Annotated in this window: 9 protein-coding genes; 4 read left to right on the top strand and 5 right to left on the bottom strand. The window is 70.7% G+C overall.

Features of this window, described 5'->3' with window-relative positions:
* The 3 genes from VB737_RS04380 to VB737_RS04370 form a co-directional block, all read left to right on the top strand.
* A partial coding sequence (locus VB737_RS04380) for a peptidoglycan D,D-transpeptidase FtsI family protein (RefSeq protein WP_500311449.1) occupies positions 1-1821 on the top strand: 1821 nt, incomplete at its 5' end.
* 97 nt (positions 1822-1918) lie between these two features.
* Positions 1919-3088, top strand: coding sequence for a transaldolase (locus VB737_RS04375; protein WP_500311447.1), 1170 nt, complete (start codon positions 1919-1921; stop codon positions 3086-3088).
* A gap of 82 nt (positions 3089-3170) precedes the next feature.
* A complete protein-coding gene (locus tag VB737_RS04370) occupies positions 3171-3560 on the top strand; it encodes a Crp/Fnr family transcriptional regulator (protein WP_500311445.1) in 390 nt (129 codons plus the stop codon).
* 33 nt (positions 3561-3593) lie between these two features.
* Here VB737_RS04370 and VB737_RS04365 read toward each other — a convergent pair whose 3' ends face one another.
* The 3 genes from VB737_RS04365 to pyrH are packed head-to-tail and all read right to left on the bottom strand — an operon-like array spanning position 3594 to position 6018.
* Complete coding sequence (locus tag VB737_RS04365) at positions 3594-4733, bottom strand: NAD(P)/FAD-dependent oxidoreductase (RefSeq protein WP_500311443.1); 1140 nt, start codon at positions 4731-4733, stop codon at positions 3594-3596.
* The gene (gene frr, locus VB737_RS04360) at positions 4730-5269 is read right to left on the bottom strand and encodes a ribosome recycling factor (protein ID WP_015107735.1); all 540 of its coding nucleotides are present in this window, start codon (positions 5267-5269) and stop codon (positions 4730-4732) included. The genes VB737_RS04365 and frr overlap by 4 nt, the downstream gene beginning before the upstream one ends.
* A 29-nt stretch (positions 5270-5298) precedes the next feature.
* Positions 5299-6018, bottom strand: a complete 720-nt coding sequence (pyrH, locus tag VB737_RS04355; protein ID WP_106221345.1) for a UMP kinase — start codon at positions 6016-6018, stop codon at positions 5299-5301.
* Between the two features lie 100 nt (positions 6019-6118).
* Between pyrH and VB737_RS04350 the strand changes: the two genes are divergently transcribed.
* Complete coding sequence (locus VB737_RS04350) at positions 6119-6340, top strand: hypothetical protein (RefSeq protein ID WP_500311440.1); 222 nt, start codon at positions 6119-6121, stop codon at positions 6338-6340.
* Between the two features lie 22 nt (positions 6341-6362).
* Here the strand turns inward: VB737_RS04350 and cobO are convergent, their stop codons facing one another.
* Positions 6363-7067, bottom strand: coding sequence for a cob(I)yrinic acid a,c-diamide adenosyltransferase (gene cobO, locus VB737_RS04345; protein WP_500311438.1), 705 nt, complete (start codon positions 7065-7067; stop codon positions 6363-6365).
* Positions 7064-7746 (bottom strand): site-specific integrase (locus VB737_RS04340; protein ID WP_500311436.1); only part of this gene is annotated, 683 nt, incomplete at its 5' end. The genes cobO and VB737_RS04340, both read right to left, overlap by 4 nt.

Raw genomic sequence — 7746 nt, 5'->3', positions numbered from 1 at the left:
GGCGAGGGCCGCCCCCAGGCCAGCGCCGCCGGGGGCGCCCGCCGCCCCCGGGGAGCGGCCACCCGCCGGGTGGTGGAGATCCAGCCGATCCCCACCGGCCGCATGCTCACGGTCTATCTCCTGCTCTGCGCGGCCCTGGTCGGGCTGGCGGGACGGCTGGCCTGGCTGCAGGTGGTGCAGGCCCCCGTTCTCCAGGCCCGGGCCAAGGCCATTCAGACCCACGCGATCACCCCCATCGGCAAGCGGCGCACCATCGTCGACCGGATGGGGCGGCTGGTGGCCCTCGACGAGGAGCGCTACACCCTCTGGGCCCACCCGCGCTACTTCAACCTCCCCGGCGACGAGCCCCAGCAGATCCGTCCCCCCGCTGATGTGGTCAGGGAGGTGGCCAAGGTGCTGGCCAAGCCGCCGGCCGCCCTGCTGGAGACCATCGGCAGCCGCCGCAGCGGCGTCAAGCTCGCCACCGGCCTGGATCCGGAAACGGCGAACCGGGTCAAGGAGCTCGGCATCAGCGGCCTCGATCTGGAGGCCTACCCCCAGCGGGTCTACCCCCAGGGGTCCCTGTTCGCCAATGTGGTGGGCTTCCTCAACCTGGAGCGGGTCGCCCAGGCGGGTCTGGAGCAGAGCCGCGACCGCGACCTGCGCCGCCAGGAGGTGACGCTGAGCATGCGCCGCGGCGCCGACGGCACCCCCCTGCCCGACGGCCTGCAGGCCGGGGCGCTCTACGGCGACGACCTGCGGCTGCAGCTCACCCTCGACGCCCGTCTGCAGCAGGTGGCCCAGCAGGCGCTGACCAAGCAGGTGAAGCAGTGGCGTGCCAAGCAGGGCGCCGCCCTGGTGATGAATGCCCGCAACGGCGAAATCCTGGCCCTGGCCTCCACCCCCACCTACGACCCCAACCGGTTCTGGAGCTACAGCCCCGCCCTGTTCCGGGAATGGTCGGTGCAGGATCTCTATGAGCCCGGCTCCACCTTCAAGCCCATCAACCTGGCCCTGGCCCTGCAGGAGAAGGCGATCCGCCCCGGCGACAAGGTGAACGACGTGGGCCAGCTGACGATCGGTGGCTGGCCGATCTTCAACCACGACCGTCGCGCTAACGGCCTGATCGACTACCCCACGGTGCTGCAGGTGTCCAGCAACGTGGCGATGGTGAAGGCCATGGCCCAGGTGAAGCGTGATCGCTTCTGGCACTGGCTGCGGGCCTTCGGGATCGACGAAATGCCGGACACGGACCTGCCCGGGGCGGTGGCCGGCCAGCTGAAGAGCCGCAGCGAATTCACCTCGGCGCCGATCGAGCCGGCCGTCGCCGCCTTCGGCCAGGGCTTCTCCCTCACCCCCCTCAAGCTGCTGCAGCTGCACGGGATGCTCGCCAACGGCGGCCGGCTGGTGAGCCCCCACATCACCCGCGGTCTCCGCTCCGGCGATGCCCTGGCCAGCGCCACCTCCCCGACGGGCGTCCAGCTGCTCGATCCGGCCATCACCCGCACCGTCGTCAAGTGGATGGAATCGGTGGTGGAGAACGGCAAGGGCATGAAGATCCCCGGCTACCGGATCGCCGGCAAGACGGGCACGGCCCAGAAGGCCCGCAACGGGGTGTACATCCCCGGCGCCCGGATCTGCAGCTTCGTGGCGATCCTGCCGGCGGGTGATCCCAGCTACGTGGTGCTGGTGGTGGTCGACGAGCCCCAGGGGGGCAACGCCTACGGCTCCACCGTGGCCCTGCCGGTGGCCCGTCAGATCGCCGAGGCCCTGCTGGTGATCGAGAAGGTGCCGCCCACCGAGCCCACCACCCGGATCACCGCCAAAGCCACGCGCTCCTGAGCCGCCCTGTCCTCATTCCCACAACCCCGGTGCCTCGCCGCGGGGGGCCATGGCTAGCGTCGGAGCCAGCAGACATCGCGCCCGACCCCGTTCCACGATGGCCAACCTTCTCGAACAACTGGCCGCCATGACCGTGGTCGTGGCCGACACCGGCGACATCGACGCGATCCGCCAGTTCACGCCGCGGGATGCCACCACCAATCCCTCCCTGATCCTGGCCGCCGCCCAGATCCCCACCTACCAGGACCTGATCGACCGCTCCCTGCGCGAATCCCGGCAGGTGATCGGCGCCGAGGCCCCGGCCGAGGATGTGGTGCGCGAGGCCATCGACGAGATCAGCGTCACCTTCGGCAAGGAGATCCTCAGGATCGTCCCGGGCCGGGTCTCCACCGAGGTGGATGCGCGCCTCAGCTACGACACCGAGGCCACCATCACCAAGGCCCGCAAGCTGATCGGCCTCTACGCCCAGGCGGGCATCGGCGCCGACCGGGTGCTGATCAAGATCGCCTCCACCTGGGAGGGGATCAAGGCGGCGGAGGTGCTTGAGCGTGAGGGCATCCACTGCAACCTCACCCTGCTGTTCGGCTTCGCCCAGGCCGTGGCCTGCGCCGAGGCGGGCATCACCCTGATCTCCCCCTTCGTGGGGCGCATCCTCGACTGGTACAAGAAATCCACCGGTCGCGACAGCTATCCCGGGGCGGAAGATCCCGGCGTGCTCTCGGTGACGCGCATCTTCAACTACTTCAAGACCCACGGCTACGGCACCGAGGTGATGGGGGCCAGCTTCCGCAACATCGACGAGATCGTCGAACTCGCCGGCTGCGACCTGCTGACCATCTCCCCGGCCCTGATGGACCAGCTGCGCCAGAGCGACGGCCTGCTGGAACGGCGCCTCGATGCCGCCCATCCGGGGCCCAGCGAAGATCGTATCCACGTGGACGAAGCCACCTTCCGCACGATGATGGCCGCCGACGCCATGGCCAGCGAGAAGCTGGACGAGGGCATCCGGGGCTTCTCCAAGGCGATCGAGACCCTCGAAGGCCAGCTGGCCCATCGCCTGGCCGTGATCGAGGGCGGGGCCGCCTTCACCCATGCGGTTCACGAGATCTTCCTGCTCAACGATCTCGACGGTGACGGCTGCATCACCCGGGAGGAATGGCTCGGCAGCGATGCTGTCTTCGATGCCCTCGACACCGATAACGACGGCCGCCTCGCTCCCGAGGATGTGCGCGGCGGCCTGGGAGCGCCGCTGGCGATCAGCCGCTGAGGGCCGGTCCTTTCGCCATCGGCCGTTCCTTGAACGGTTGTTCACCTTGATGGGCAAGGATGGGACCCCTCCCTTTCCGCGAATGGCCCACACCGTCCATGCCCTCGACACCATGCGCGCCCTTGCCGACAAAGGTGAGGTGCGGGATGTCGAGGCCGGTTCCGTCATCTTCCGGGCTGGTGAACCCGGGGACTGCATGTTCGGCCTGCTGGAGGGGACGGTGCGGCTGAGCTGGAACGCCGATGCCGGCCACGAGGACATCCGGGCCGGGGACGTGTTCGGGGCCGGGGCCCTGGTCACCCAGGACCACCGCCGCTACGGCCATGCCACGGCCCTCACCCCCTGCCGGCTGCTGGTGATGAACCGCGAGAAGTTCCTGTTCGCCGTCCAGGAGGCGCCCATGTTCGCCATCGAGCTGCTGGGCTCCATCGACCAGCGCCTGCGGGACCTCAAGGGGGTGACCCGTAACTGAGCACGGTCGGCCCTCGGCAGCGAGCCTGGCCGCTCAGCCCCGCTGGAACAGCAGCCGGCGGATGACCCGCTGGGCGATCTCGCCGTAGCCCATCTCCCCCGAGAGGATCTGGGCGATGCGTTGCGGCGCGGTGGGCCGCTTGATGCCGAGCTGAAAGCCCACCCGCGGCACCCGGTAGAAGACCTGGGCGATGCGTTTGCCCCAGGCCATCGAATCGCCCCAGGCCTCGCGCATCCGCAGGCTGTACTGCTCCAGGGCAGGGCCATCGCCATCCAGCCACCGGTCGAGGGCTGCGGCCGCCTCGCAGCCGCTCAGCAGGGACGGGCGCAGGCCCTCGGCCAGGAAGGGATCGCAGAGCGAGGCGGCGTCTCCGACCGCCACCAGGCCCGGACCATGGAGGGGGTGGTGGCCGTTCCAGAGGCGCAGCTGGCCGTGGCGCCGCTCCCCCGCCGACTCCGGCAGCCCCAGGCTGGGCAGCAGGGCGGAGAGCACTGCCCCGCTGTCGGCCTCCTGCTGGCCGACGAAGGTGCCCACTCCGATGCTGTAGCCGCCCCGGCGCGGAAACACCCAGCAGAAGCCGTGGTGCACCAGGCCGAACTCGAACCGTGCCATGTCGGCGGGATCGGGATCCGCCGCCACCTCCACCGACACGGTGGCGGCGAACCGGGGCCGGGCCGGCCCCAGGCCCAGGGGCGCCGCGAAGCGGGAGCCGGAGCCATCGGCGATCACCACGGCCCTGGCCCGCAGCCGTAGATCCCCCGGACCCGCGACCTCCCAGAGGCCATCACCGCGGCGCTCGATCCGCTCGGCCCGGCAGCCATGGCGAAGCTCGCCACCGGCCCCGACCACCTGCTGCCCCAGGAAGGCGTCAAGGACGCTGCGGCGCACGATCCAGAACGGAGCCTCCCCGGGCAGCTCCGCCGTCACCGGATCCTCCAGGCACCAGGTGAACCGCACCCGGCGGATCACCTGGTCGACGGCGGGGGCCAGATCGAAGGGGAACCAGCGCTGCACCGAGGCGGCCATGCCGCCGCCGCAGGGCTTGGAGCGCCCCGGCGCCTGGGCCTCCAGCAGGATCACCCGGCGCCCCCGGTTGGCCAGGTGGAACGCCGCAGCGCCGCCGGCGGGGCCGGCCCCGACGACGATCACGTCGGCATCGGCAGGGCTGCTCACACCTTGAGGATGTCGGCTTCCTTCTCCGCCAGGTGCTTCTCCAGCTCGGCGATGTAGCGGTCGGTCAGCTTCTGGACCTTCTCCTGCTCGTCATGGCTCTGGTCCTCGGAGAATTCGCCGTCCTTCTCCTGCTTCTTGATCCGTTCGATCCCCTCGCGCCGCAGGTTGCGCAGGCCCACCTTGCCCTCCTCGGCGTACTTGGCCGCCAGCTTGCAGAGCTCCTTGCGGCGGTCCTCGGTGAGGGGCGGGATGTTGATGCGGATCACCCGGCCGTCGTTGTTGGGGGTGAGGCCCAGATCGCTCATGGCGATCGCCTTCTCGATCAGGGCCATCGAACCCTTGTCGAAGGGCTGGATCTGGATCGTCTGGGCGTCGGGGGTGGAGATCGTCGCCAGCGACTTGAGGGGCGTTTCAGAGCCGTAGTACTCGACGGTCAGCTTGTCGAGCAGGGAGGGGTTGGCCCGACCGGTGCGGATGGTGTTGAAGGTGCGCTGGGTGGCTTCCACCGACTTGCGCATGCTGGCTTCGAGATCCATGGCAGGGGAAGGGTGGTGGGGAGGGGGCGTCAGCGGGGTGGTGCCGGCACGATGCTGGTGCCGATGGGCTCACCGGCGACCGCCCGCCCGATGTTGCCCGAGCCGAACAGGTCGAAGACCACGATCGGAATCGCATTGTCCTTGCAAAGCGCGATGGCGGTGCTGTCCATCACCTCCAGCTCGCCGCTCAGCACGTCGAGGAAGGTGAGGGTCTCGTAGCGGACCGCATCGCTGTGCTTGGCGGGATCCTTGTCGTAGACCCCGTCCACCTTGGTGGCCTTGAAGATCACGTCGGCGTTGATCTCCGCCGCCCGCAGGGCGGCCGTGGTGTCGGTGGTGAAGAAGGGGTTGCCGCAGCCGGCGCCGAAGATCACCACCCGGCCTTTTTCCAGGTGACGGATGGCCCGACGGCGGATGTAGGGCTCGGCCACCTCCTGCATCGAGATGGCGCTCTGGACGCGGGTGGGCACCCCGGCCCGCTCGAGGCCGTCCTGCAGGGTGATGGCATTCATCACCGTGGCCAGCATGCCGACGTAGTCGGCCGTGGCCCGGTCCATGCCCGCCGCCGAGCCCTTCAGGCCCCGGAAGATGTTGCCGCCGCCGACGACGATCGCCAGCTGGGTGCCGCCGGAGACCACCTCGACCACATCCTTGGCGATCGACTGAACGATGGCGGGATCGATCCCATAGCCCTGGTCACCCATCAGCGCTTCACCGCTGAGTTTGAGGAGAACGCGCCTGTAGGCCATCGGCTCGTGCGATCGGCCGAACAGTAGCAACCCCCCCTGCGCCGCCACCAGGTTGCCGGCACCGACGACACCCGCTTCACTGCTGCAAAGGAGCACCGCCATGGCCGTCGACCCGCCCGGATGTCCCGCCCCCCATGGCCCCCGCGAACCCCGCGGCCCCCGCGGCAGTGACGTGATGGCCAGGCTGACGCTCTCGGCGCTGGACCGGGCCAGCGGCAGCCCGGGGTTCTGGAGCCAGCCGGAGGTGCACCGGGCCCTGCTGGTCAGCGGGCTGTCGGTGCTGGTCTGCAGCCTGGCCCGGCTGCGGAACGACCTGGGCTGATCCCGGCGATGGCCGGGGGGGCTCAGTACTCGATGCCCGCCTGGGCCTTGACCCCCTGCTCCCGGAAGGGGTGCCGCACCACCTTCATCTCCGTGACCAGATCGGCCCGCTCCAGCAGGGCCGGAGGGGCGCCGCGGCCGGTGAGGGCCACATGGGTGAGGGGCGGGCGCAGGGCCAGACCCTCCAGCACCCGCTCGGGTTCGAGGTAGCCCAGCTTGAGGGCCACGTTGATCTCATCGAGCACCACCAGCTTGCGCTCGCCGTCGGCGAGGTAGGCGCAGGAGCGCTCCCAGGCACTGCGCACCAGCTGGCGGTCGCGCTCCCGGTCCTGGGTCTCCCAGGTGAAGCCCTCACCCAGGGCATGCCAGTGAAGGTCGTCGCCGAAACGCTGCAGGGCCCGCGCCTCCCCCGGCTGCCAGCCGCCCTTGATGAACTGCACCACCGCCACCTTGCCGCCGTGGCCGAGGGTGCGCAGCACCAGGCCCAGGGCCGCGGTGGTCTTGCCCTTGCCCTCGCCGGTGAAGACGAGCACCAGCCCCTTCTCCAGGTTGCGTTCGCCCACCCGCTGCTGCTGCACCTCGCGGCGGCGCTGCATGCGGCGGCGGTAGGCCTCCTGGTCCGCCTCGGGGGCCAGGTCGCCCCCCGGTCCCAGCTCCTCGGCCTGGCGATCCAGGGCCAGGGCGTCGTCCGTCGCGGCGGCGGGGGTCGGGGAGGCGTTCGCCGTCATGGGGAGCGGTGTCCGTTTGGGGCACTCTGGCGGAGCCGCGCCAGGGCCGTGTCGACCGCCTGCTGCTGGTCCCGCCGGGTGATCCAGTGGTGGTACGTGCGGGTGTGGATCGCCACCGAGTGGCCCATCATCCGGGCCGCCACTGTGTCCGGCAGGCCGATGTGGATCGTCCGCACGGCCCAGGCGTGGCGCAGGTCGTAGGGGGTGATCGGCAGCCCGTAGCGGCGGAACTGCTCCGCCACCCGCCGGCCCACCTGCTGCAGGGTGGTGCGGCGCAGGTCGGTGCAGACCCGGGGCAGCTCCGCGCCGCCCTCCCCCAGGCCCTCCAGGCCGAAGCGCTCCACCCAGTCGGGCTGGAACGGCCACACCTGGTGCTCCCCGGTCTTGCTGGTGGGCAGCACCCGCAGCACCCGGTCGCCCCCCGGCGCCAGGGCGGAGAGGTCGCAGAAGAACACCTCGTGGTTGCGCAGGCCGTAGGTGGCCATCAGGCCATAGGCCAGGCGCCAGCGGGGGTTGGGGATGGCCGCCACCAGCTCCAGGATGCGCGCGTCGCTGGGCAGGCCCCGGAACCGGGCCACATGCAGCCCGTAGCCGCCGCTGCGCTCGCTCCAGTCGGCCGGCAGGGGCAGCTGCAGGTGGCGGGCCAGGGCCCCCAGGGCGAGGCCGCACTGCTGGCGGC

Origin of the sequence: Synechococcus sp. BA-120 BA3, assembly GCF_034931285.1 — a bacterium.
GTDB lineage: Bacteria > Cyanobacteriota > Cyanobacteriia > PCC-6307 > Cyanobiaceae > Cyanobium.
Note: the sequence above shows the minus strand (reverse complement) of the source record. Positions and strands in the feature narration are given on the sequence as shown.

Excerpts from the sequence above, each read along its gene's own strand:
- VB737_RS04375 (WP_500311447.1), top strand. The coding sequence starts at position 1,919 with ATGGCCAACCTTCTCGAACAACTGGCCGCCATGACCGTGGTCGTGGCC.
- frr (WP_015107735.1), bottom strand. The coding sequence starts at position 5,269 with ATGGATCTCGAAGCCAGCATGCGCAAGTCGGTGGAAGCCACCCAGCGC.
- cobO (WP_500311438.1), bottom strand. The coding sequence starts at position 7,067 with ATGACGGCGAACGCCTCCCCGACCCCCGCCGCCGCGACGGACGACGCC.
- VB737_RS04370 (WP_500311445.1), top strand. The coding sequence starts at position 3,171 with ATGGCCCACACCGTCCATGCCCTCGACACCATGCGCGCCCTTGCCGAC.
- pyrH (WP_106221345.1), bottom strand. The coding sequence starts at position 6,018 with ATGGCCTACAGGCGCGTTCTCCTCAAACTCAGCGGTGAAGCGCTGATG.
- VB737_RS04350 (WP_500311440.1), top strand. The coding sequence starts at position 6,119 with ATGGCCGTCGACCCGCCCGGATGTCCCGCCCCCCATGGCCCCCGCGAA.